This is a genomic window from Nocardia fusca NBRC 14340 (genome assembly GCF_001618425.1).
Classification (GTDB): Bacteria; Actinomycetota; Actinomycetes; order Mycobacteriales; family Mycobacteriaceae; genus Nocardia; species Nocardia fusca.
Genome location: NZ_BDCU01000008.1, coordinates 1 through 23,553 on the forward strand (window position 1 = coordinate 1; position 23,553 = coordinate 23,553).

Sequence of the window (23,553 nt, forward strand, 5' to 3'; positions counted from 1 at the left end):
CGAACGCGGAGGAACGCAAAGAGCGCACGGCCGGAGCGAACGCGGAGGAACGCAAAGAGCGCACGGCCGGAGCGAACGCGGAGGAACGCATACTCCACATATAGTTCGTCCCTCGCTCCCGTTACGGGAGGCGAGGGACGAACTGGGAGGTGGACTCGCTCAGCTGAGCGCGCGAACTCCGGTGGCCTGGGGGCCCTTGGTGCCCTGGCCAACCTCGAACTCGACCTTCTGATTTTCTTCGAGGGTACGGAAGCCCGAACCCTGGATCTCGGAATAGTGGACGAAGACGTCCGCAGAGCCGTCTTCGGGCGCGATGAAGCCGAAGCCCTTCTCCGCGTTGAACCACTTCACAGTTCCCTGTGCCATTCTGTTCCTTCTCTTTTCTTACTGGGAACGGCGGACAACTGGGTTTCGTCCACCGGGCCTGTTGCGGTCGGCGTTACTCTGGACTCCTATGGGGGGCCAACGTATGCCGTTCGCAACATCGATCCTGCCAGGGTTAGGACTTTGCATCCGTCCCTCGAACACAGAAGCTTGCGACCGAGAACCAGTGAACCATGTCTTTGGGAAATTCAACAGCGGAGTTACCGACAATTTGCAAAAAAAATGATCTCGCGAATGCGGGGGTAAGGGTTAGTCCGTCCGAATCTGAACCTCCGGTATGTTTGCCTTCCGATAACCAGCGCCCGGACCGCGTACCCGGTTGTGACCCAGATCGCTATTGGGTATCGAACTCGCAGGTGACACGAGGCGGACGGCGGTGTTTCACATTGTTCGAAGACCCGGAAGGCGCCCAGGCATGACCCGAGAGATCCGGCGCGATCCGTCCTATGGGCGATCGTTGCTGAATCGTGTCCTCGACGGCGTTCCGGCCACTGATTCGCGTCTGACCCATATCGCCGAGATACCCGGCCGGGCCGCCACACCGGCCGATTGGCCGGCCTGGTCGGCACCGGAAGTTGTGAACGCGCTGCGTGCGGAAGGTATCGAAGCACCGTGGAGCCACCAGGCGACCACCGCCGACCAGGCCGCCGGTGGACAGCACGTAGTGGTGGCGACCGGGACGGCGTCCGGAAAATCGCTCGGATACCAGCTCCCCGTTCTCACCGCACTGCACGAGGACCAGCGGGCGACCGCGCTGTATCTGGCCCCGACCAAGGCGCTGGGCGCCGATCAGCTCCGAATGGTCGGCGAACTCACCCGGCACGGATCCCTGCGCCGGATCCCCGTCGCCGCCTACGACGGCGACACCCCCACCGAGATCCGGCAGTGGGTGCGCGCCGAGGCCCGCTGGCTCTTCACCAACCCGGACATGCTGCACCTGAGCCTGCTGCGCTCGCATCGCAGCTGGTCACGCTTTTTCCGCCGGCTGCGCTACGTAGTGGTCGACGAGTGCCACGCCTACCGGGGACTGTTCGGTTCCCATGTGGCGCTGGTCCTGCGCCGCCTGCGCCGGCTGGCGGCCCACTACGGCGCCGATCCGGTATTCGTCCTCTGCTCCGCGACGGCGGCCGATCCGGCCGCGGCAGCGTCCAGGCTGGTCGGCGCCGACTGCGTGGCGGTGACCGAGGACGGGTCGCCGCGCGGGCCGCGCACCGTCGCGTTCTGGGAACCGCCGCTGCTCACCGCGGTGACCGGGGAGAACGGTGCGCCCGTGCGGCTCGGCGCCACCACGGAGGCGGCACGTATCACCGCCGACCTGGTCCTGGAGGGAGCGCGGACGCTGACCTTCGCGCGGTCGCGCCGGGCGGCCGAGCTGATCGCCGTCCACACCCGGCAGCGCCTCACCGAAATCGACCCCGAACTGGCAGAACGTGTCGCCGCCTACCGCGGTGGATATCTGCCCGAGGACCGGCGCGCCCTGGAGGCCGGGCTTTCGAACGGGTCCCTGCTGGCCGCGGCGACCACGAATGCCCTGGAACTCGGGGTGGACATCGCCGGCCTGGACGCCGTGGTCCTGGCCGGATTTCCCGGCACGGTCGCCTCGTTCCGCCAGCAGATCGGCCGGGCCGGGCGCCGGACGCAGGGCGCACTGGCCCTGCTGGTGGCCCGCGACGACCCCCTGGACACCTATCTCGTGCACCATCCCGAAGCCCTGCTGGACCGCCCGGTCGAAGCGAGCATCATCGATCCCTCGAACCCGTATGTACTCGGTCCGCAACTGCTCTGCGCGGCCATGGAACTGCCCATCGCCGACGAGGAGGCCCGAGCGTTCGGCGCCCCTGGAGTACTTACAGAATTAGCAGGTCAGGGGCTTGTCCGGCGACGAGAAGCCGCAGGCGGCAGCCGGTGGTTCTATACGGGCGCCGAACCGCCGCACGCTGAGGTCGACGTCCGCGGTGGCATCGGTACCCAGGTCGCGATCGTGGTGGCCGAGACGGGACGCCTCCTCGGCACGGCGGACGCCGGAAGGGCCCCGGCCACCCTGCACGAAGGTGCCGTCCACCTGCACCAGGGCGAAAGTTATGTGGTCGAGGAACTGGACCTCGAAGGCGGTGTCGCCCTGGTCCGCGCCGATACCCCGGGCTGGACCACCAGTGCCCGCCGGATCACCTCGCTCACGCTGGACGCGATGCGCGAGAGCACGACCTTCGGCGAGGTCACCGCGGCTTTCGCGGACGTGACGGTACGCAGCCAGGTGGTGGGCTACCTGCGCACCCTGGTCACCGGGGAGGTCCTCGACCTGGTGGAACTCGACCTGCCCGAGCAGACACTGCCCACCACCGCCGTGCTATACACCGTGACGCCGGAACTGCTGGGCCGAGCCGGGATCGATGCCGCGGCGGTACCGGGCGCCCTGCATGCCGCCGAACACGCGGCGATCGGCTTGTTGCCGCTGGTGGCGACCTGTGACCGATGGGATATCGGCGGGGTTTCCACAGCTCAGCACGCCGATACCGGTCTGCCCACAGTTTTCGTGTACGACGGGCAGCCCGGCGGGGCGGGGTTCGCCGAGCGCGGCTACACGATGCTGCGGCACTGGCTCTCCGCCACCCTGGCGGCGGTCGAGGCGTGCTCCTGCCGTAGCGGGTGCCCATCCTGCGTACAGTCGCCCAAATGCGGGAACGGCAATGATCCCCTCGAAAAAGCGGGGGCGATCCGGTTGTTGACCGCGATTCTCGCTGAGCTGACGGGCGGAGAGCGTCGATGCACCGCGACTATGGGGCAACCTGGTGGTCAGGGCGTTGCCGGGTGAGCCGGAGCGTGCACAGTACGCCCGCCGGGCCATCGAATTAAGAGGATAAGCATCATATTAACTGCATTGTTGCTAAAGAACCGGTCGGTAGCTACACAGGCCCCTTTCGTATCAATTCCGGAACAAATGATGAATGCGGATAACGGGCCATTAATTGCCGTCGCTAAGTGAATAGAGTATTCGCCGTTAACAAAATTCGGCATAGCGCGATCACGTCGCTTCTCCGACCGGCCCGGCTCTCGCAACCGCTCGTATACTCCGCGTCCCGAACGGACCCAACGGTACTTTTTCTTCGACCGTGATCACAGCATCCCAGCCGTCTATCTCGCACCGTGCGAGATGAGCCGCCATACGCCGGCCGAGTGATTCCGCCGCCGCACATCCGGCTTCCGCGCCGTTCCACAGTTCCGCCGCGGCGGCCAAGGCGGCGAGATCCGCCGCGGCCTGCGCCCGGTGCCGCGCCACGACCACCCCGCCGAACTGGACGACGAGCACGGTCACCACGATCAAGCCCGCGAGCGCCAGACATGCCGTGACCGTCGCCGAGCCTTCCTCTCCTTCCGGATGCCGTGTCCGATACCCGATCGGACCGGGGGGCCGAGCCGCCCGGACCGCACGCACGCAGCGCGCACCCCGATCCGGCGGCATTCGGCTTCGTTGGCTCACGGGCCCGGATCCGGCTCGGTCGCGGCCACCGACTCGGCGCGCAGCCGGAGAACCGGTAACAGCGGAGTATCGGACGCTACGACAGCGATCACCCGACCGCCCTCGTAGCGCACCGAGATATCCGCCCCCTCCGGTGCCACCCCGCGCGCGGCGACCTCCGCGGCACCGCGATCGCCACGGGCGGCCAGCCGGGCCGCCTCACGCGCGGCATCCACGCACCGCACCTGGGTCACCGCCGCGAGCACCGCTCCCACACACAACGTGGCGGTAGCGGCGATCGCGGCGAGTGCGATCGCCGCTTCGACGGTCACCGACCCGGTCTCGCCGGTGACCGGGCGCCGGAACGCACCGCCGGCCCCTTTGCCGTCGACGGCGCCGGCGTCCGGTGGGCCGACCGGATACCTCAGACGCTGGTGTTCAGCGCCTTCTCGATAATTCCGGTCAGCGCGTCGGGGATGCTCTCGCCGGTCACCACGGTGTACAACACCGCGCCGAAAGCGGCCGCGGCGATGGTCCCGATCGCGTACTCGACGGTGCTCATCCCCTCCTCCTCCGACAGCACGCGCAGCAGCCGAGCGTTCGCCCTTCGCCATGCTCCCCGCATCACATCCCGTGCGTTCCACATCGTCGTTCGGCTCATCAGCACCCCGACCCCCTCTCTCCTCGGCTCGCACAGCCGTTCCGTACGAGCACATCTCGATATCCGCCGTCGGCCGCGGAGTCACAGCAGGCCCCCGCCGAGCACCCCACCCGCCAGGCCGATGATCACCGGCACGATGCCGAGGCAGATGAACGCCGGTAGGAAGCACAGGCCCAAGGGTCCGCCGATCAGGACGCCGGCCCGTTCGGCCCGCGCGGTCGCCGCTTCCTCCACCTGGGTGCGGCGCTCCTCGGCGAGTTCGCCGATGGCCGCGGCCAGTGACGAGCCCGAGCGGGCCGAACGTCGCGCCAGCCGGGCGAGCGCGTCGAATTCGGGAGCGCTGGGGCCGCCGGTCTCGGTGGGAGCCCACGCCACGGCCGGGTCGGCACCGAGGGCGAGCAGATCGGCCACCCGCTGCAGCCGATCCGCCAGCGAATCGGCTGCGGCCGGCGCGACCGCGCGCAGCGCGGCGGCGGTCGGCAAACCGGCCCGTAGACAGGCGGCCAGCAGATCGAACAGCGTCGCGATCGCGACCGGGTCGGCGGCCGCGACGGGTTTCCGGGACCGCACCCACCGGGGAGCCGTGCCGGGGCTCAACCGGGCGACCGCGGGCGCCGGGGCCGGTATCAACAGTATTGCTGCCGACAGCAGGATGAACGGCCAGCCGTGAATCGGCATCGCATTCCTTTCGGTGTCGTTCGATGAGGCCGACCGGGCGGACATCGATCCGGCGCAGTCCGCATCCGCCGAATCGGATTCGGTGGATCTGCCCGAGGCGCCGCTTCGCATACCGGGTGTCCCCCGCCGGAAGAAGGTCCACGTGGCGGCGCGTCGGATGGAGTCGGCATGTCCGGGTTCACCGCGGGGCCACCCTCCAGGTGATTTCGTCCGCCCAGAGCACCCCGGCACAGGCCAGGCCGACGCCGAGCGGCAGGAGGAAGCGGCCCGCCGGAGAGATGAACAGCACCTGGAGCGGATGGGCCCCCATCAACTGCCCCAGACCGACACCCAGCACCGGTAGCGCCGCCAGAATCGCCGCGGTGGCGCGAGCCCCGGCCAGCGAAGCGTCGGTCCGGCTCCGGAATCCGATCCGGGCGGCGAGGTCGGCGCGGGCCGACGCCAGGAGTTCGGCCAGAGCCAGACCGTGCCGCTCGGCGACCTGCCAGGCATCGGCCACACGTCCCAGCTCGGCGGCGATCACCGAGTCGGGACGGAGCAATCCCTCCGCACCGGACCCGCCCAGCCTGCTGCGCGCCGAACCGACCGCGAAGGCCGCCGCCGCGATACCGCCGCTCTCCCGGGCGGCGACCGCGGCCGCGGCACTCGGGTGCGCGCCCACGCGAAGTTCGGAGACCACGGCCTCGAGCCCGTCGAGAAGGTGTCCGCACTCGATGCGGTGCAGACGAACTCGGCGGGAGCGGCGCAGCCGCACCGCGACAGTGCCCGCGACGAGCAGCGCGGCCATCAGGCTGCCGCTCCCCAGTGCGAACGCCAGCGCACATCCGATACCGCTCGCTCCGCGTATCACCCACCGCGTCGGAAAAGCGTGTGCTGTGCGGACTCCGAACACGCTGCCGAATCGCCGCCTGCCCACGGGACCCGGTGCGAGCAACAGCGCCAGAGCGGTACATCCCAAAGCCGCCGCGACCGGGCCGACCGCTATCACGACCGGGAACATCACCCGGTCCGTTCCGCGAGCACAGCCTGCAGCACCCCGGCGGCAGGTGCCGGGCCGGCCGCGCGCCATGCCGGGCGGATCTCCACCCAGCCGGCGTTGTCCCGCTGCACCACACCGATTTCCGCGAGATACCGGAACCCGTCGGCGCGCCGCCGGACATGCAGCACCACGTGCACGGCGGCGGCCAATTGACTGTGGAGCGCCGGCCGGTCCATTCCGCCCAGCCCGGCCAGCGCCTCGAGCCGCGCGGTCACCTCCCGGATCGAATTGGCGTGAACCGTCCCCGCGCCGCCGTCGTGCCCGGTGTTCAACGCGGTGAGCAGGTCGACAACCTCCGCACCGCGCACTTCGCCGACCACTATGCGATCGGGACGCATACGCAACGCCTGCCGAACCAGATCACGCAAAGTGATCTCCCCCGCCCCTTCGATATTGGGCGGCCGGGCCACCAGCCGGACCACATGCGGGTGCGGCGGTGCGAGTTCGGCCGCGTCCTCGACGCAGATGATGCGCTCCCCCCGGTCCACCTCGGCGAGCAGCGCGGAGAGCAAGGTGGTCTTCCCCGCACCGGTGCCCCCGACCACGAGGAAGGCCAGGCGAGCGCGCACAATCTGTTGCAGCAGAACTTTCGCGCCGGACGGCACTGCGCCGGATCGGAAAAGTGCGTCCAGACCCTGGGTCGCCGGACGCAGGATCCGGAGCGACAGGCAGGTGCCACCGCGCGCGATGGGGGCGAGCACGGCGTGCAGCCGTACACCGAAGCTCTGCCCCAGTACCAGTTCCCGGCCGGACAACTGCCCGTCGACCCATGGCTGGGCATCGTCGAGGCGACGGCCCGCCGAGAGGGCCAGGCGCTGTGCCAGCCGGCGCACGGCGGCTTCGTCGGGGAAGGTCGTCGAGGTCCGCTCGACCCCGCGGCCTCGATCGATCCACACCGCGTCCGGAGCGGTGACCAGCACATCGGCGACCGCGGGATCGTGCAGCAGCGGTTCGAGCACACCTGCTCCGGTGAGTTCGGTCTGCAGCAGCCGGAGGGCGCGCAGCAGGTCGGTATCCCCGAGCATGCCCCCGGCTTCGGCGCGGATGGCCGCCGCGACCCGTGCGGGTTCGGGTTCCGCGCGGTCTCCGGCCAGTCGTTCCCGAACCCGTTCCAGCAGTTCGGTCGTCACCACCCCGGGGTGTTCGGCGCCGGCGCTCATCCGGCCCGCCGCGTATCGGGTGGGCTCAGCACCGCCAGTACCGCATCGCAGGCGTCCCGCAGGGGCCCGCGGCGTAGCCGCAGACCCCGGCGTTCGAGCCGGGCGGCCAGGCCCGGTTGCGCCCGGACCGCCGCCAGCAGCGGCAGTTCCAGGACGGCGGCGATATCGTGGCCGCGCAGGTTGCCGGGCGCCGGACCGCGCACCACGAGGCCGCGGTTGGGGTTGCGCTGCGCGATCCATTCCGCCGCGGCACCGGCTGCCGCCACCGCGCGCAGCTGCGCGGGCACGACGAGCACCACGAGATCGGCGGCATCGAGTATCCGGTCCGTATGCGGACCGCGCTCGCTGGAGATATCGCACACCACGAGATCGCCCGCGCCCCGCGCGGCTTCGACCACCGCGTGCACGGCGGCCGCGCCGATGGGGCCGGTCCGGCCCCGGCCCCGGCCGCTGGACAGCACCGACAGCCCGCCGCCCGCGGCCGGGAGCGCATTGTGCAGTTCCGCCGCGGCAACCCGGCCGTCGTCCACGACCAGATCCGGCCAGCGCAGGCCCGGCGCGCCTTCGATGCCGAGCAGCAGATCGAGGCCTCCGCCGCGGGGCGCGCCGTCGACCAGCACCGTATGCGGCCGGAACCCGGCGGTGGCCGAGCGCAGCGCGGTCGCGGCGGCGAGGACTGATGCCCCGGCGCCGCCGCCCGCACCGGCCAGGGCGATCACGACTCCGCCGTCGGTGCGCTGTTCTCCGTATTCGGCGAATTTCTCGATGAGCCCGACCGCGGCGGCCGGGAGAGCGAGCACCTGTTCTGCTCCGATCACCGCGGCCGCCTGCCAATCGGCCAGCCCGGGTTCACCGTCGGTGACGGTCACCACGCCACTGCGCCGTGGGGGCGCCGTACCCGCGGACACCACGGCGGCCTCGGTGTCGAGCACCACGAGTGGTGCCGCCGACCAGGGATGCCTGCCGACCGGCGCCTCGGCTTCGTCGATTCGCCGGCCGGCCGCGGCGGCGACCCGGCGAACTTCCTCGCGTAACCGGTCGTCCCGGATGAGCACCAGCACAGCGGGTGGCTCCCCGGTGGTGGGCGTCGCGTCGTGATCCATGGGCCCAGCTTCGCCCGTTCGGACCTGCTGGAACCGGTGGCCGCGGCGATTGTGGACAACTCGCGGGCTGTGGAGAACTTTTCGGAACCGGCGCCCGTCCCCTGAATAGAGGACGGCCCCAGCCGGGGGGGGAGGAGGCTGGGGCCGTCGGGGTTCAGCCCCGGGGGGTCGGGCTGAACACGCCTGGAACATGTCCAGGTGCCAGCAATACTACACCCAAGAACGGGCGGGAACGCAAGCCCGACAACAAAGAAGTTCCACAGGTCACCCTCACTCCCCTATGGATGGGAAAACCACTGGTCAGCACACGTGTGGGCGCATAGCGGGCACGACACGCGACACGCTGATGCCTATCCTGGAGCGGTGACGGGCTCCGGTAAAACGACACCATCTCCCGGCGATCGGCACCACCAGAACGGCCGCATCGCCGCCTTCTTCGATCTGGACAAGACGGTGATAGCCAGATCGAGTACCTACGTGTTCAGCAAACCGTTCTTCGATCAGGGTCTGATCAATCGACGGGCCGTCCTGGAGAGCAGTTACGCCCACTTCATGTTCCTGCTCTCCGGCGCCGACCACGATCAGATGGAGCGGATGCGGGCACACCTCACCGATATGGTCGCCGGCTGGGATGTCGCCCAGATCCGGTCGATCGTGGCGGAGACCCTGCACGAGCTGGTGGACCCGCTGATCTACGCGGAGGCCGTCGACCTCATCGCCGACCACCGCATTCGCGGACACGATGTGGTGATCGTCTCCGCCTCGGGCGAGGAAGTGGTGGCCCCGATCGCCGAAGCACTGGGCGCCACCCATACCGCCGCGACCCGGATGGAGGTCGTGGACGGCAAGTACACCGGCGCGGTCGACTTCTATTGCTACGGCGAAGGAAAGGTCACCGCGATCGAGAAGCTCGCCGCGGCAGAGGGTTACGACCTCGCGCGCTGCTATGCGTATTCCGATTCGATCACCGATCTGCCGATGCTGACCGCGGTCGGCCACCCCACCGCGGTCAACCCCGACCGCGGTCTGCGCCGCGAGGCAACGAACCGGGGTTGGCCCGTGCTCGGCTTCTCCAACCCGGTCTCACTGTGGTCACGCTTTCAGGCGCCGTCGAAGACAGTGACCACGGGACTCGCCGTCGCGGTCAGTGCGCTTGTCGCGGGAGCAGTGACCTACCGACTGCTGCGACGGCGATGAACACCCATGCGACCTGGACTTATAGCATAATGCTCCGACCGATGTGTCCGATTTCCATTTGTTCCACGAAGTTGCGTCAGCCCTTGATGTGAGTGCAATCACAGTGTAGAAATGGAGGTACGGAAGGAAGGAAGGCCAAGGCGGAGCCGGAAGAGAAGGCTCAGTCTCCCGACCTCTCCTTCCCAGCACGGACACCGGCACCCACGCGGAGCTCGCCGCGACAAGGGCAGAAGCGTTGTGGGCCTGCGAAATCTGGTCCGTTGCCGGCGATGGCCTCGCATAGCTGCGGGGATGAGCTGCTGCGGAGCCCGGAGGAACGCCGAGGCCGGAGAACACAACCCATACCAGCACGCATGGTAACCAGGTAGTCCGTGCTCGCGGGCGGTGAGGTCTGACGACCACACCGCCCGCTTTGACGTTCCGGGGGAGATCTGCCCGCGGGTACGCGCCCTGATCAGCCGGCAGCGGCGTCCGCTATCGATGTCGCTTCCCGCGCGCCGTCCTCGAGCGCACCGCAGCAGAACAGCACCCAGCCGCCGACACCCTCGGCGGTCCCCGACCCGAAGCCGGCCGCCGCGTCCAGGTAGGCCTGCCGCCGACGCAGCCAGAAAACCTCGGGCACGCCGAGCGAGCGAGGGTCGAGCCCGCTGGCCACTGTCACCAGCCGGGAGGCGGCCCGCGCGACCAGTCCGTCGGCGGAACCGAACGGTTTCAGGGTCAGCAGCTCACCGTGTACCACGGCCGCGGTGACCGGTGCGGGCGCAGAGGTGGTGAGCAGCGTCTGCGCCAGCACATCCAGGCGTTCCGCGACGCCGCCGTCGGCGCGCGGACGACCCAATTCGTTCTCCTCGGCGACCAGATCGGCGGCCGCCAGCAGGTGTAACCGGGCCAGTGCCTGCAGCGGCGCGCGCTCCCAGATGCCGACCAGGTTGCGCAGCGCGTCGCCGTCGAGTGCCTGCCCCACCCGCAACGCACCGGCCAGGATCGGGTCGCTGATCGCGCCGTCGGCCGGCAACTCCGTACTACCGCCCGCCAGCGCCGCCGACGAGCGGGCGGCGCGCACGGAGGCTTCGGCGGCGGTGGTGGCCCAGCCGCGGCGGTTCGCGCGGTGCCGGTGGACCTCGGCCAGCGCATCGCGGGCCTTGTCGGCGGCGGCCCGGACCCCGGGCAGTTCGATGAGCGGCGCGAGCGGATCGGTCACGGATGAGCACGCTACCGCCGCCGGATCCCGGCCCGAGCGCCAGCCCCGCAGGCGAGAACCGCCTCGCCGCCGGCGACGGTAGCGGCCGGGTTCAGCCGGTGAGCAGTTCGCGGCCGGGGATGGCCTCGAGCAGGCGGCGGGTGTACTCCTCGCGTGGGGATTCGAAGATTTCCCCGACCGGCGCCGCTTCGACGATCCGGCCCTGGTGCATCACCAGGACCTCGTCGGCGAGCTGACGGACCACCGCCAGATCGTGGGTGATGAACAGATAGGTCAGGCCCAGTTCGTCCTGGAGCCGGGTGAGCAGATCCAGGATGTTCTGCTGGACCAGGACGTCGAGCGCCGAGACCGCTTCGTCGCAGACCAGCAGTTCGGGTTCCAGGGCCAGGGCGCGCGCGATGGCGACGCGCTGCCGCTGGCCGCCGGAGAGCTCGTCGGGATAGCGGTCCAGCACGCTACTGGGCAGCGCGACGTGTTCCAGCAGTTCGCGGACCCGGCTCTCCCGTTCGGCGCGGGTGCCGATCCCATGGGTTCGCAACGGTTCGTCGATACAACGATGGATCGAGTACAGGGGGTCCAGCGAGGCGTACGGGTTCTGGAAGATCGGTTGCACCCGGCGGCGGAACCGGGTCTGCTCGCGCCCCTTCAGGCGACCGATATCCCCGCCGTCGAAGACGACCGATCCGGAACTGGGTTCCAGCAGACCGAGCACCAGTTGCGCGACCGTGGACTTGCCGGACCCCGACTCCCCGACCAGCGCGGTGGTACGCCCACGGTGCAGGGTGAACGAAACATCCTCCACGGCAACGGATTCTCCGGATCGCCACGGCACCGAACCGCGGGTCCGATATCTCTTGGTGAGCCGGTCGGCCACCAGGACGGCATCCCGGGTGGTGAGTTCGCGAAATCGCTCCGACCGCCGGGCGGCCGCCAGGGACGGCGCCGATTCGACCAGTTTGCGGGTGTACTCGTGCCGCGGATCGCGCAACAGTTCCAGCGCGGGCCCCGATTCCACCACCCGGCCGCGATACATCACCACCAGGTGTTCGGCGCGTTCGGCGGCCAGGCCGAGATCATGGGTGATGAGCAGCATCGCCGTCCCGAATTGACCGGTGAGGCTGTCGATATGGTCGAGGATCCGGCGCTGCACGGTGACATCGAGAGCGGAGGTCGGTTCGTCGGCGATCAGGAGCCCGGGACGTCCCGACAACGCCATCGCGATCAACGCGCGCTGCCGTAGGCCGCCGGACAACTCGTGCGGGTGCTGGTCGACCCGCTGCTCCGGATCCGGTATCCCCGCGGAGCGCAGCAGCTCCACCGCCCGATCCCGAGCGGCGCGGCCGTGGGCGATACCGTTGGCCGCGAGGGTTTCCCGGATCTGGAATCCGATCTTGTGCACCGGATCGAGGTTCGACATCGGGTCCTGCGGAACGAAACCGATTCTCGTGCCCCGCAGCTCCACCAGGCGTGATTCGGCCGCGCCGGTCAGTTCCGTGCCGTCGAATTCGATACTGCCCCCGAGGATCCGACCGGCGCGCGGGAGCAGGCCGATGATCGCGTGCGCGGTGGTCGATTTTCCGGAACCGCTCTCGCCGACGATGGCCACCGTCTCCCCGGGGTACACCGTGAGGTCGACACCGCGTACCGCGTCCACCCGGTTGTCCCCGGCTCCGAACGCGATCCGCAGATCCCGGATCCGCAGCAGCGGACGCTCTGCCCGGGCATCGTCGGTCATATCTGCTCCCCGCCTCGAATCCGCTCGCCCACAGTGATCACCTCGACGCCCGGCCCTTCGGATCCAGGGCGTCGCCGAGTGCGTCACCGAGCATGATGAAACCGAGAACCGTCAGCGCCAGCGCGGTGGCCGGATAGAACAGGATCAGCGAACCGCCGCGCAACTGCTGCTGACCGGTGGCGATATCGGCGCCCCAGGAGACCTCGGTGGGCGGCAGGCCGACACCCAGAAACGACAGTGTGGCCTCGGTGACGATGAAGACCCCGAGCCAGATCGCGGTCACCACGATCACCGGGCCCAGCGAGTTCGGCAGCACGTGCCGGACCAGGATGCCGAAGCGGGAGACGCCGAGCGCCCGGGCCGCCAGTACGTATTCACTGTTCTTCGCGGCGATCACCGCACCGCGGGCGATCCGGGCCGCCTGCGGCCAGGTGAAACCGGCGAGGGTGACGATCACCAGCCCGACCGTGCGCGTGGTCGACAGCTGCATCAGCACGATGGCGGCGAGCATCAGCGGGACGGCGTACACGATCTCGGAGACCCGGGATATCACCGAATCGAGCAGGCCACCGTAATAACCGGCCAGCGCGCCGAGCGTCGCGCCGATCAACACGAACAGCAGCGCCGCGCCGACCCCGACGAGGACCGAGGCCCGCGCCCCGTAGACGGTACGGGCATAGATATCGCAGCCCTGCAGGTCGAATCCGAACCAGTGCGCCGAACTGGGCGGCAGCAGACTGTTGTCGACCACGCAGTAGCGCGGGTCCTGATCGGTGAACAGCCCCGGAAAGGCCGCGACCACCAGGACCAGGGCGATGAGCGCCATCGAGATCAGGAACAGCGGATTGCGACGCAGACCGCGCCAGGCCTGCCCCCAGAATCCCCGCGGGGCGCCCGCCACCCGCACCCGATCGGTGGTTTCGACGGTGACGGCGTCCGCCGCGGCGACCCAGCGTTGCCGGTCGGGCCTGATCGGACGGGCCGGCTTCTCATCGGACATGACCGCACTCCTGTTCAGGCATAGCGAATCCGCGGATCGAGCACGGCGTACAGCAGGTCCACCAGCAGGTTGGCGAGCAGGAACACCACGATCAGGACCGTGACGAACGAGACCACCGTCGGGGCTTCCCCCCGGACAACCGCCTGATAGAGGGTGCCGCCGACGCCCGGGATGTTGAAGATGCCCTCGGTCACGATCGCACCGCCCATCAGCGCGCCCAGATCGGCGCCCAGGAAGGTGACCACCGGGATGAGCGAATTGCGCAGGATGTGCACCCGGACCACCCGGCGTCGCGGCAGGCCCTTGGCGGTGGCGGTACGCACATAGTCGGCGTCCCGGTTCTCGGCCACGGCGTTGCGGGTCAGCCGCAGGACATAGGCGAAGGACAACGAGCCGAGCACCAGCGCCGGCACGATCAAGCGACCCCAGCTCGCATCGGCACCGACGGTGACCGGCGCGATCCCCCATTCGACGCCCAGCAGGTACTGCGCGAGGAAACCGAGGACGAACACCGGCACCGCGATCACCACCAGGCTCAGCACCAGCATGGTGGAGTCGAACAGCTTGCCCTTGCGCAGCCCGGCCAGCGTCCCGAACAGCACGCCGAACACCGCCTCGAACAACAGCGCCAGCAGCGTGAGCCGGATGGTGATCGGAAAGGCGCGGGCCAGTTCGTCTTTCACCGAACGCCCGGAGAACGTGGTGCCGAGATCGAAGGTGAAGATGCCCTTCAGATAGTAGAAGTACTGCACCAGGAAGGAGCGGTCGAGGTGGTAGCGCGCCTTCAGTTGTGCCTCCAGCGCGGGCGTGAGGGTGCGGTCACCGGCCAGCGCGGCGACCGAGCCGCCGGAGATCTTATAGATCAGGAAGTAGATGAGCAGGGTCGCGCCGAAGAACACCGGGATCATCTGCAGCAGACGCCGCACTACATACCACGCCATGGGCACTCCTGCGGTCGGGGCGAGGATTCGCCGGCGGCGGTCATATCAGCTCGATGTTCTCGAAATCGGCCAGGCCGTTCCAGCCGAAGACGACACCGCGCACCCGCTCGGAGTAGCCGGCCGAGTTGACGTAGTCGAAGATCGGGATCGTCGGCATATCCCGCAACAGCAGCGTCTGCGCGCGGCCCACCAGCGCCCACGATTCGGCCTCGGTGGACGCCGCCTCGGCGGCCGCTACGAGCGCGTCGAATTCCGGGTTGTGGTAGTCGAAATCGTTGGTCTCGGAGTTGCTCAGGAAACCCGGCTCCAGGAACTGGAGCATGGTCGGATAGTCGCCCTGCCAGCCCGACCGGAACGCTTTTCCGACGGTCCGGGTGGTGATCTGATCGCGCAGTTGTTTGAACGTCGGCAGGGCCGCGCCCACGGCCTCGATACCCAGGGTGTTCTTGATGCTGTTGGCGACCGCGTCCACCCACGCCTGATGGTCGCCGTCGGCGTTGTAGGCGATTTCGAAACGCCCGGACCACGGCGAGATCTCGTCGGCCTTCGCCCACAGCCGGCGTGCCTCGTCGGGGTTGTAGTCCAGCAGCTGCGCGCCCGGCAGATCGGCGTCGTAGCCCGGGAGCACCCGGGAGGTGTAGTCGCGGGCGGGGGCGCGGGTGCCCCGGAAGATCTTGTCGCCGATGGCCTGCCGCTGGATGGCCATGGAGATCGCGTGCCGGCGCAGCCGGCCCTCCTCACCGCCGAAATGCGGCAGGCCCGGCTGGGTGCCGATCCATTGGTTCTGCGCGGTCGGGGCCGAGACCGCCCGCTCCCCCAGATCGTCGTCCACCACGGTCAGCGCGCTGGAGGGGACCGTATCCAGCACGTCCAGGTTGCCGGCCAGCAGATCGGCGTAGGCGGCGTCGAAGTCCGAATAGAACACAAAGGTCAGGCCCTTGTTACGGGCCGGACGCCCGCCCCGGTAGCTCTCGTTGGGCACCAAGTCCAGTTTCACATCGTGCTGCCAGGCGTCGGCGGCCGCGAAGCGGTACGGCCCGTTACCGATCGGTCGCTGCCCGAACGCCTCCATATCCGTGTACGCGGCTGCGGGCAGCGGATAGAACGGGGCATAGGCCAGCCGGGTCCGGAAGTCGATGGTGGGCTCTTTCAGGGCGACGGTGAAGGTGAGATCGTCGAGCACCCGCAGCCCCGACATGGTTCGCGCCCGGGGCGGGTCGGCCTGTACATCCTCGAACCCGGCGATCGGCGCATAGGTGTAGCTCTGCAGCTGCGCGTTGGTGATCAGGGCGCCGTAGTTCCAGGCGTCGACGAACGAATGCGCGGTCACCGGAGAACCGTCGGAGAACGTCCAGCCGGGTTTCAGCCGGATCCGGTAGAACTGCTGATCGGTGGTCTCGATGGATTCGGCGACCTCGTCGTGCAGACTGCCGTCCGCCGCGATGCGGCGCAGTCCGGCGAACAATCGGTCCACGATGCGCCCGCCACCGTTCTCGTTGGTATTCGACGGGACCAGCGGGTTCTGTGGTTCGGAACCGTTGACCGCAATCGATTCACCCAGGGCCGGTGTCACCGTGCAGGCGGGCAGTACCGTCGCGCCGACCAGAACGAGTACCAGGGCGGCCGCCCGCAGCACCCACGACGATCCCCTCACACACCCTCCCGGCTCGTCACGACCACGGCCTCGGCACCCCGCAGAGTTGTCAGCAGACTATAGGGTCCGCTGCGCGATCCTGCCGGGTTCGTCAACTCTCGTATCGACGGCGCGACCGCCGCGACCGCGCGGCGAGGTGGCCGTTCGTCGGCTGCCGACTGCCGCTCACCGGTCACCGGCGACCATTCGTCCCGGGATCACCTCGGCGGGCCGGAGCGAGAGTCTAGGGTCACATATGGCCCTTATGGTGCAGGTAACGCGAAGGAAGTGACTCAGATGACCGAAACCGCCGATCACCCGGACGCCTACCCGCCGAGTGCGGAGTTCGCTGCCGCGGCGAATGTCGATGCCGGTATCTACGAGCGTGCCGCGCAGGACCGCGAAGCGTTCTGGGCCGAGCAGGCCGACTGCCTGCACTGGCACGAGCGGTGGAACCAGGTACTCGACTGGACCGACGCACCGGTCGCGAAATGGTTCGTCGGCGGCCGGCTCAATGTCGCCTACAACTGCGTGGACCGCCATGTACTGGAGGGGCGCGGCGACAAGGTCGCGCTGCACTGGGAGGGCGAGCCGGGCGATTCCCGCACCATCACCTATTCCGATCTGCTCGCCGAGGTGAGCCGGGCCGCCAACTACCTGACCGAACTCGGGCTGACGGCGGGCGACCGGGTCGCGATCTATATGCCGATGATCCCCGAGACCATTGTGGCGATGCTGGCCTGCGCCCGGCTCGGGCTGCCGCATTCGCTGGTCTTCGCCGGTTTCTCGCCGACCGCGCTGCGCCAGCGGATCGACGACGCCGAAGCGCGGCTGGTCATCACCGTCGACGGTCAGTGGCGACGCGGTACTCCCGCACCGCTGAAAGAAGCCGTCGACGAGGCGCTGCTCGCCAAGGGCGATGTGCCCTCCAGCGTCGAGCACGTCCTGGTGGTCCGCCGGGTCGGCACCGAGGTCGAGTGGACCGAAGGCCGCGACCTGTGGTGGCACGAGACGGTCGCGCAGGCCGATCCGGTCCACGAGGCGCAGGCCTTCGATGCCGAGCATCCCCTGTTCATCCTGTACACGTCGGGGACCACCGGTAAGCCCAAGGGGATCCTGCACACCAGCGGCGGCTACCTCACCCAGACCAGCTACACCCACCGGGTGGTCTTCGACCACAAACCCGAAACCGACGTGTACTGGTGCACCGCCGATGTGGGCTGGGTGACCGGGCACAGCTATATCGTCTACGGACCGCTGGCCAACGGCGCCACCCAGGTCCTCTACGAGGGCACGCCGAATTTCCCCGACGAGCACCGGCACTGGCAGACCATCGAGAAGTACGGCGTCACGATCTACTACACGGCGCCGACGCTGGTCCGTACCTTCATGAAATGGGGCCGCCAGATCCCCGACGCGCACGATCTGTCCAGTATCCGCGTGCTCGGTTCGGTCGGCGAACCCATCAACCCGGAGGCCTGGCGCTGGTACCGGGACGTAATCGGCTCCGGCACCGCCCCGATCGTGGACACCTGGTGGCAGACCGAGACCGGCGCCATCATGATCTCGCCGCTGCCCGGTATCACCGCGACCAAACCGGGCGCCGCCATGACCCCCGTGCCCGGCGTCTCGGCCGCGGTGGTCGACGAAGAGGGCAAGACCGTGCGGCGCGGCGAGACCGAGGCCAATGGCTATCTGGTACTGGACCAGCCGTGGCCGTCGATGCTGCGGGGTATCTGGGGCGATATGGAGCGGTACCGGGCCACCTACTGGGATCGTTTCGCCGACCAGGGCTGGTACTTCGCCGGCGACGGCGCCAAACTCGATGTCAACGGCGACCTCTGGGTGCTGGGCCGGGTCGACGATGTGATGAATGTTTCCGGTCACCGCATCTCCACCGCCGAAGTGGAATCGGCGCTGGTCGGGCACTCCGGCGTGGCGGAGGCGGCGGTGGTCGGCGCCAGCGACGAGACGACCGGTCAGGGCATCGTGGCCTTCGTGATCCTCACCGCCGAGGCCACCGATACCGGGGCCACGATGGTCGACGAACTCAAGGCCGAGGTGGCCCGCGAGATCAGTCCGATCGCCCGCCCGCGGGAGATCCATGTGGTGCCCGAACTGCCGAAGACCCGCAGCGGCAAGATCATGCGCCGGCTGCTGCGCGATGTGGCCGAGGGCCGGGAACTCGGTGATACCTCGACCCTGGTCGATCCGCAGGTCTTCGAATCCATCCGGGCCGGCCGGACCGACTGACCGAAACCGATCCGGGCGCCGCCCACGCGAACCTACGGCCTTCTCCGGCCGGTCGGCTTCCGTGGCCGGCGCCCGCTTCGGTTTCCGAACGCGTGCCGTCGACCGTTCACAGAACGGCGACCATCGAGCACCGGCAGGCCGCGAACCTCCTCGGGTTGATCGAAGTGCACATCCACATGCACCTCCCGTCTTCACCGGATGGTCGGCGTCCGTAACAGGGGTCCCGAGGGCCCCGATCCGTAGCGCCGGAGGCGACGCCAATACAATTGCCGAAGGTGTGCCGGGAAGTCTGGTCGGCGAGATGGGCGCGCGTCTACGGAAGAAACTTCCACGGCGGGCGCGGTAGACGTCCGTTCGACCGAGAGGTTTTCCTGTGCTCACCAACCCCCGGGCGGAACTCAACCGATATCTGCGGACCGAAACCGTTGGCGGCGCACTACTGCTCGTGGCGGCCGCCGTGGCGTTGCTGTGGGTGAACTCGCCGTGGGGTCAGAGCTACCTCACGTTGAGCGAAACGCACCTGACCATCCCGCCACTGCATCTCGATCTCACCCTGGCCGACTGGGTGAAAGACGGACTGCTCGCGGTCTTCTTCTTCGTGGCCGGTCTCGAACTCAAACGCGAACTCGTCGTGGGCGAACTCGCCGACCCCAAACGCGCCGCGCTCCCGATCATCGCGGCCGCCGGCGGGGTGGTGACTCCGGCGATCATCGCCTACACGGTGGGCTTCGGGGTCGACGGGATGGACCGCGGCTGGGCGATTCCGGTCGCCACGGATATCGCCTTCGCCCTCGCGGTGCTGGCCATGACCGGTTCCCGGATCCCGGCCAGCGCACGAGTCTTCCTACTGAGCCTGGCTGTTGTCGACGATCTGATGGCGATCGTGCTCATCGCGGTGCTGTTCACCACCGGCTTGGCTTTCACCTGGCTGGCGGCCGCGCTGGCCTGTTGCGCGGGCTGGTGGTTCGCGCAACACAAACGGTGGACCTCCCCGCTGATCTACATTCCGTTGGCCCTGGTCTGCTGGTATGCGCTGCACGAAGCGCATATCCATCCGACGCTGGCGGGCGTGGCCTGTGGGCTGCTCACCCGGGTCCGCCCGGACGAGGGCGAAGCCGAAGCCCCGGCCGCCCGCTGGGAGCACCGGTTCCAACCCATTTCGGCCGGGCTGTGCGTACCACTGTTCGCGCTCTTCGCGGCCGGGGTGCCGATCAACGCGGAAGTTTTCGGCGATCTGTTCACCGACCGGCTGTCGCTGGCGATCATTCTCGGTCTGCTCATCGGCAAGACCACCGGCATCTTCGGGATCAGTTGGTTGGCCGTCCGCACCGGAATCGCCGAACGGCCTGCACATCTGGGTTATCGGGACATGTTCGCCCTGTCGGTGCTGGGTGCGATCGGGTTCACCGTTAGCCTGCTGGTGGCGGAACTGGCACTGGAGGACCATCCCGATTCCGCCGAACTCGCCAAGGCCGCGGTCCTGGTGACGTCCATGGCCGCATCGCTGGCCGGTTCGGCGCTACTGTTGCGGCGTGGGCGTGTCCACCGAGCACGGCGCGACGCGGATGCGCTAGAACCAGAACAGTAAGACCGAGCAGGATCGGGACAGGGAGAGGGTCGACCACGTGAGTGTCACACAGGGCGGTAACGGAGACGGTGTACGAGGCGGCACGGTCACCTCGATTCCGCTGTCCCAGATCGACCCGCACGCATCGGCCAGTTTCGGCAGTCTGGTCCGCGACGCCTCCGAGCAGGTCTCGACCCTGGTCCGCGCCGAGGTGGCCCTGGCCAAGGCCGAGGTCACCGGTGAGATCAAGAAGGGCATGCAGGGCAGCGTCTTCTTCATCGGCGCACTGACCGTGCTGCTGTTCAGCAGTTTCTTCCTCTTCTTCGCCGTGGCCGAGACCCTGGACATCTGGCTCACCCGGTGGGCCGCGTTCTGGATCGTCTTCGCGCTCATGATCCTGGTGACCGCGCTGCTGGCGTTCCTCGGCTACCGCAAGGTGAAGAAGCTGCGCGCGCCGGAGAAGACCATCGATTCGCTCAAGCAGACCCGTACCGTCCTGCCCTCCGGGTTCGGCAGCCACGACGAGCCCAGCGCGCTGGAGAAGACCACGCAGCGGTAGTCGGGACCGGCACACCGCGGCGCCCCGGCGTTCACTACGCTCGGACGACGTGGCGTCGAACTTTCCACCGGACCCGTCCAGCGTGCGCTTCGGCGGCCCCTGGACGCACCGCGATGTGCACGCCAACGGGATACGCCTGCACATCGCGAGTGCCGGACCGGAGCATCCGGACGCGCCGCTGGTCGTCCTGCTGCACGGGTTCGCGGACTTCTGGTGGTCGTGGCGCCATCAGCTCACCGCACTCGCCGAACTCGGCAACCATGTGGTCGCGGTCGACCTGCGCGGCTACGGCGACAGCGACAAGCCGCCGCGCGGCTACGACGGCTGGACGCTGGCCGGTGATATCGCCGGGCTGATCCGCGCGCTCGGGCACACCGGCGCGACTCTGGTCGGGCATGCGGACGGTGGACTGGTCTGCTGGGCGACCGCGGTCCTGCACCCACGGCTGGTTCGGTCGATCGCGGTGGTGTCCTCGCCGCATCCGGCGGCCCTGAAGAGTTCGGTACTGCGGGACAACACCCAGCGGCGAGCGTGGTTACCGGAGTTCCTGCGCGACCAGCTTCCCCGCTACCCCGAACACCGGCTCACCCGCGACGACGGTGCGGGTGCGGTGCGAATCCTGGCCGACCGCGGCGCGCGGTCCTGGACGCGCACCGCGGAATTCGCCGACAGCGCGAACCGGATGCGTTCGGCCATCCAGATTCCCGGGGCCGCCCACTGCGGGCTGGAATACCGGCGCTGGGCATTCCGCAGCCAGTGGCGGGCCGACGGTCGCCGGTTCATGGCCGTGATGCGTCAGCCGATCGATATCCCGGTGGTCTCCATGCGCGGCGAATTCGACCGCTACATTCTGCCCGCCACCGTGCACCGCGGCCCGCAGCTGTCACCGCATCGCCGGGTGGTCACCATCCGGGACGCCGCGCATTTCGCGCATCTGGAAAACCCGGACGCGGTCACCGCGGAGATCGCGAAACTGCTCGCCGGGACGGACCGGCGAAGGCCGGGTCGTTACGCCTGACGGCTTTGCGGGACCGCCGCGCCTCCGGCGGGAGCCGGCCGACCCGGCCGGCTCCCGCCGTCAGCTCAGTACGCAGGGACCGGTGTCCACCGGCGAACTGGCCGAGGGTGCGATATCGATACGCTCCCGGACCTCGTCGAGAGTGAGCACGTAACCGGTGTCGTCGTCGGTGACGGCGGCGCCGAACACCACGCCCAGCACCTTGCCCTCGGTATCGACCAGTGGTCCACCCGAATTCCCGGCCCGCACCGAGCCGCGCACGGTGTACACCTCACGTTCCACCGTGCCGTCCCGGTAGATGGTGGGACCGGTCAGGTCCAGCGTCTCGCGCACCCGGGCCGCGCTCGCCGTGTACCGGCCACCGCCGGGGTAGCCGAGCACGATCGCGCTCTCACCCGATCCGGCCGGCTCCGGCGCCTGCGGAATGACCGGCGCGACCAACCCGGGCACCGACAGCACCGCGATATCCATGGACGGGTCGAATTCGACCACCGTGGCGTCCAGCGGTCCGGCCGCGGAATCCACCGTCACGCTGGTGGTTCCGGCCACCACGTGCGCATTGGTCATCACCCGCTCCGGCGCCACCACGAACCCGGAACCTTCCAGCGCCCGCTGGCAACTCGGTGCCACACCGCGGATACGCAGCACGCTCTGCTGCAGGGAACCGGCGACCGGGCTGGCCAGCACGCTCGGATCCGGCGGTTCCACCGCGGCGATGGGCGCGCGGCCGAACGGGCCGATCACATCCGGCAGGCCCGAGGTGTTGAGCAGTTTGGAGAACTCGTTGGGCAAGTGGCGCAACCAGTCCGGGGCGACCCGGTTGACGTCGGCGAGTACGCGGGAACTGTTGATGGCCGAGGCGATGGCGGGCTGCGAGGAGGTCGCCAGCGGGAGGGCCAGCAGCCAGGCCGTCACCAGCACAGCGCCGGTCTGCAGCACCGCGCCGACCGCGCTGTCCGCACCGCGCGCGAACGGATGGGTCATCCCGCTGCGCGCCGCCCGGCCCAGCACCATGCCGGCGACCTCGCCGACGATCACCAGCAGCACGATGAGCAGGACCCCGGCCAGTACCCGGCTGCGGCCCTCGTCGATATGCACGAGAATGTGCGGGGCGATCAGGATGCCGGCGACCGCGCCGAGCACCACCCCGAGAAAAGCCAGTGCGGACGCCACCGCGCCCTGCCGCCACCCGGAGGAGGCGGCCAGGAGAGCCAATATGACAACCGCTATATCGAGCCACGCCGACGAGCTCACAACACCATCCCCACCGCGGCCAACGCCTCTTCCAGATCACGCACGTCGGTTCGGTCCCATTCCGATTCCCAGCCCAGTGAAGTCATGAGTCCGGCCAGTATGCCGCCGGTGAGCCCCCAGACCAACATTCCGTCCACCTGGAAGGCCGGACTCCGGTACCCGAGCGCGCTGCGCACCATGAAGCGGTTGGCCGGGTCGAGGAGCTCCGCCATCGGAACCCGCACCACACGGTCGGTTTCCGCCCGGTCCACCACCCGCACCTCGCTCGGGGTGCGCCAGTAGGAGACGACCGGGGTGACGTCGAAGCGCGACGGCGGGACGAACAGTTTCGGCAGCGTGGTGATCGGCTGCACGCCGGTCCGCTCCAGACCGGTTTCCTCCCATGCCTCCCGCAGCGCGGTATCGACCGGGCCGTCGTCGCCGGGGTCCACGGCGCCACCGGGGAACGCCACCTGCCCGCGGTGCTGGCGCATGGTGGACGCGCGCTGGGTGAGCAGGACCTCGGCATCGGCGGGCAGCCCGCCGGGTGCGGCCGGGTCGCCGGCCGGATCACCCGCGAAGAGCACCAGGACCGCAGCCTCACGGGCCTTGCCCGCCATTGTGCGCCGCAGGACCCGCGTCCGGCCCAGAGTGTCGGAGAAATCGGGCCGGCCCGGCCCCGCCGCCCCACTCAGCCAGGGCGGCACTCGATCTTCGCTCACGGAGCCTCTCTC

The 23,553-nt window shown here is 68.9% G+C and carries 21 protein-coding genes; 6 read left to right on the top strand and 15 right to left on the bottom strand.

Going from position 1 to position 23,553, the window contains the following annotated elements; translation table 11 throughout:
* Positions 1–159 precede the first annotated feature (159 nt).
* Positions 160–366, bottom strand: coding sequence for a cold-shock protein (locus NF4_RS01545; protein ID WP_011206895.1), 207 nt, complete (start codon positions 364–366; stop codon positions 160–162).
* Positions 367–799: 433 nt separating this feature from the next.
* Between NF4_RS01545 and NF4_RS01550 the strand changes: the two genes are divergently transcribed.
* Entirely contained in the window at positions 800–3,196 is a 2,397-nt protein-coding gene (locus tag NF4_RS01550; RefSeq protein WP_063125513.1) for a DEAD/DEAH box helicase, read from the top strand.
* Positions 3,197–3,406: 210 nt separating this feature from the next.
* Here NF4_RS01550 and NF4_RS01555 read toward each other — a convergent pair whose 3' ends face one another.
* The 7 genes from NF4_RS01555 to ssd all read right to left on the bottom strand — a co-directional run bounded on the left by NF4_RS01555 (position 3,407) and on the right by ssd (position 8,482).
* Complete coding sequence (locus NF4_RS01555; protein ID WP_439956716.1) at positions 3,407–3,817, bottom strand: Rv3654c family TadE-like protein; 411 nt, start codon at positions 3,815–3,817, stop codon at positions 3,407–3,409.
* A 41-nt stretch (positions 3,818–3,858) separates the two neighbouring features.
* On the bottom strand, positions 3,859–4,173 hold the full coding sequence (locus tag NF4_RS01560) for a TadE family type IV pilus minor pilin (protein WP_063125514.1): 315 nt from the start codon (positions 4,171–4,173) through the stop codon (positions 3,859–3,861).
* Between the two features lie 92 nt (positions 4,174–4,265).
* On the bottom strand, positions 4,266–4,466 hold the full coding sequence (locus NF4_RS01565) for a DUF4244 domain-containing protein (protein WP_084532807.1): 201 nt from the start codon (positions 4,464–4,466) through the stop codon (positions 4,266–4,268).
* 117 nt (positions 4,467–4,583) lie between these two features.
* Positions 4,584–5,180: a type II secretion system F family protein gene (locus NF4_RS01570; RefSeq protein ID WP_063125720.1), complete on the bottom strand. Its 597-nt coding sequence runs from the start codon at positions 5,178–5,180 to the stop codon at positions 4,584–4,586.
* Between the two features lie 178 nt (positions 5,181–5,358).
* Positions 5,359–6,030 (bottom strand): type II secretion system F family protein, encoded by a 672-nt coding sequence (locus tag NF4_RS01575; protein ID WP_232330266.1) that lies wholly within the window; start codon positions 6,028–6,030, stop codon positions 5,359–5,361.
* Positions 6,031–6,179: 149 nt separating this feature from the next.
* Positions 6,180–7,379: a TadA family conjugal transfer-associated ATPase gene (locus NF4_RS01580; protein WP_063125517.1), complete on the bottom strand. Its 1,200-nt coding sequence runs from the start codon at positions 7,377–7,379 to the stop codon at positions 6,180–6,182.
* Positions 7,376–8,482: a septum site-determining protein Ssd gene (gene ssd, locus NF4_RS01585; protein ID WP_063125518.1), complete on the bottom strand. Its 1,107-nt coding sequence runs from the start codon at positions 8,480–8,482 to the stop codon at positions 7,376–7,378. The genes NF4_RS01580 and ssd overlap by 4 nt, the downstream gene beginning before the upstream one ends.
* Before the next feature lie 363 nt (positions 8,483–8,845).
* Here ssd and NF4_RS01590 point away from each other — a divergent pair, with 363 nt between their 5' ends.
* Positions 8,846–9,679 carry an HAD family hydrolase gene (locus tag NF4_RS01590; protein ID WP_063125519.1) on the top strand — a complete coding sequence of 278 codons (834 nt, stop codon included), beginning with the start codon at positions 8,846–8,848 and terminating at the stop codon, positions 9,677–9,679.
* 454 nt (positions 9,680–10,133) lie between these two features.
* Here NF4_RS01590 and NF4_RS01595 read toward each other — a convergent pair whose 3' ends face one another.
* The 5 genes from NF4_RS01595 to NF4_RS01615 all read right to left on the bottom strand — a co-directional run bounded on the left by NF4_RS01595 (position 10,134) and on the right by NF4_RS01615 (position 16,210).
* A complete protein-coding gene (locus NF4_RS01595; protein ID WP_063125520.1) occupies positions 10,134–10,880 on the bottom strand; it encodes a Fic family protein in 747 nt (248 codons plus the stop codon).
* 91 nt (positions 10,881–10,971) lie between these two features.
* Positions 10,972–12,615, bottom strand: coding sequence for a dipeptide ABC transporter ATP-binding protein (locus NF4_RS01600; RefSeq protein WP_063125521.1), 1,644 nt, complete (start codon positions 12,613–12,615; stop codon positions 10,972–10,974).
* 37 nt (positions 12,616–12,652) lie between these two features.
* The gene (locus tag NF4_RS01605) at positions 12,653–13,615 is read right to left on the bottom strand and encodes an ABC transporter permease (RefSeq protein WP_063125522.1); all 963 of its coding nucleotides are present in this window, start codon (positions 13,613–13,615) and stop codon (positions 12,653–12,655) included.
* Between the two features lie 14 nt (positions 13,616–13,629).
* Positions 13,630–14,556: an ABC transporter permease gene (locus tag NF4_RS01610; protein WP_063125523.1), complete on the bottom strand. Its 927-nt coding sequence runs from the start codon at positions 14,554–14,556 to the stop codon at positions 13,630–13,632.
* A 40-nt stretch (positions 14,557–14,596) separates the two neighbouring features.
* The gene (locus NF4_RS01615) at positions 14,597–16,210 is read right to left on the bottom strand and encodes a peptide ABC transporter substrate-binding protein (RefSeq protein ID WP_063125524.1); all 1,614 of its coding nucleotides are present in this window, start codon (positions 16,208–16,210) and stop codon (positions 14,597–14,599) included.
* 276 nt (positions 16,211–16,486) lie between these two features.
* Here NF4_RS01615 and acs point away from each other — a divergent pair, with 276 nt between their 5' ends.
* From acs to NF4_RS01635, 4 genes are all read left to right on the top strand, one after another.
* A complete protein-coding gene (gene acs, locus NF4_RS01620; RefSeq protein WP_063125525.1) occupies positions 16,487–18,442 on the top strand; it encodes an acetate--CoA ligase in 1,956 nt (651 codons plus the stop codon).
* A gap of 373 nt (positions 18,443–18,815) precedes the next feature.
* A complete protein-coding gene (gene nhaA / locus NF4_RS01625; RefSeq protein ID WP_063125526.1) occupies positions 18,816–20,030 on the top strand; it encodes a Na+/H+ antiporter NhaA in 1,215 nt (404 codons plus the stop codon).
* Positions 20,031–20,067: 37 nt separating this feature from the next.
* On the top strand, positions 20,068–20,568 hold the full coding sequence (locus NF4_RS01630) for a phage holin family protein (RefSeq protein ID WP_063125527.1): 501 nt from the start codon (positions 20,068–20,070) through the stop codon (positions 20,566–20,568).
* Between the two features lie 49 nt (positions 20,569–20,617).
* Positions 20,618–21,586: an alpha/beta fold hydrolase gene (locus NF4_RS01635; RefSeq protein WP_063125528.1), complete on the top strand. Its 969-nt coding sequence runs from the start codon at positions 20,618–20,620 to the stop codon at positions 21,584–21,586.
* A 60-nt stretch (positions 21,587–21,646) separates the two neighbouring features.
* On the opposite strand, the gene NF4_RS01640 is transcribed toward NF4_RS01635, so the two are convergent.
* Complete coding sequence (locus NF4_RS01640) at positions 21,647–22,840, bottom strand: MarP family serine protease (protein ID WP_030524207.1); 1,194 nt, start codon at positions 22,838–22,840, stop codon at positions 21,647–21,649.
* Positions 22,837–23,541 carry an NUDIX hydrolase gene (locus NF4_RS01645; protein WP_232330267.1) on the bottom strand — a complete coding sequence of 235 codons (705 nt, stop codon included), beginning with the start codon at positions 23,539–23,541 and terminating at the stop codon, positions 22,837–22,839. The genes NF4_RS01640 and NF4_RS01645 overlap by 4 nt, the downstream gene beginning before the upstream one ends.
* Between the last annotated feature and the right edge of the window lie 12 nt (positions 23,542–23,553).